The sequence below is a fragment of the Nocardia sp. NPDC102475 genome, assembly GCF_055584605.1.
In genome coordinates this window covers 1-1,405 of sequence record NZ_JBVJLS010000072.1, presented here as the reverse complement: position 1 = coordinate 1,405, position 1,405 = coordinate 1, and the positions used below count along the sequence as shown (strand labels likewise).

Annotated in this window: 1 protein-coding gene; it reads left to right on the top strand. The window is 68.0% G+C overall.

Annotation, left to right across the window (positions count from 1 at the left end; all coding sequences use genetic code 11):
* The coding region (locus ACZ60G_RS44095; RefSeq protein ID WP_465818394.1) for a hypothetical protein at positions 1–1,405 on the top strand (1,405 nt) is incomplete at both ends.

Genomic DNA, 1,405 nt, shown 5'->3' with positions numbered 1-1,405 from the left:
GATCCGGCCGCCGAACCACAACTCGACCGCCACGGCACCAACTACATCCCACCCCTCACCACCGAACCCACTCGCGGCGGCGTCCCTCCGACCACGCCTGCTGGCCCCTTGCCACAATCAGTCGTCCCTGCGCGCCCGGTCCCGATGATGGCCCAAGCCTCGGTCGACAAGCCCAAGAAGCGCAAAGCAAAGGCAGCGGCACCCGAACCACCCAAGCCGACGCCGACACCACCCGCGCCGATACCGATACAGATCCCGCAACCCGAGCGCCGCAAACGCACCCAGTCGGCCACATCACCGGTCCGCACGAACGCGATCAAACAGTCGGCACGCACAACTGGGCGCGACCTGGCCATCACCCTCGCCAACCCCATCGGTGCGATGACCGTGCCCGCACTCACCCACCCCGAACCACGCGCCCGCAACCTCGCCGAGCAGGTGATGGGCGGCGGTCTCGCCACTGCGATCCGCCCCACCACAGGGACACTGGTCCGCCCCCTCGAGGCGACCATCACCGAGCTCGAGCGATCCCTCGACGACAGCTGGAGCAACGGGCTCCTACTCCCAGCGGAACCCGAATCGGCCAAACGACGCGCTATCGACGACGGACACAGACTCCGGCCCCACGAGCAGACCATCGACGAGATCGACGAGCAGACCATTGCCGAGATCGACCAGATCGGCCAGGCTCTCCTCCTCGAACTCGGCATGCCCCACGACGATGGCGCCACGTCATCACCCTCGGGCTCGACCCAATCATCGACTTCCCCGGGCAATGCGCCCGTCCCCGGCAACGGCCGGCACATCCCGGACACGGCCCTGCGACAACTCACCGAGGGCACCTATGCACCGACGGACCCCATCACCACCCCGGCAAACCCGTCATCAACCGACCTTCCGGGCACCACCCAATTCCACAGCAGCCGCCCCGAGATTCCGCAGTCAGGCCTCGCCGGAACCATTCTCGTCACCGACGACCAACCCGACAACACACCGGGATCGGCGCACCCAACGAGCGCCCCCACCCAGGCCGACACCAGTACCCACACCGCCTCTACCACCGATCTCGACGGCACCATCGGGACCGAACTCGCGGCGCAACCACCCTTCCCACCCGAGCCGAGCGAATCGCCATCCACCCCTTACGAAGCCACCCTCGTCGACCTCGGCCTCGTCGACTCCGAGCCAATGCTCGGCGCGTCCGCCGCACCGGCAACACCAGCCACCCCGCAAGCCAACCCACGCCCCAGCGCCAAGCCACAAAGCGCACAATCCAACTCACCACAGCAGCCATACACCACCACGCCATCCCCCGACGCGGCACCGAGCAGTCTCGACGCCCAGACGATCCCACCGGCTGGCATCCTGCCGCCGAGCGGGCCGACGGCACTGGGCGGCGCGATAC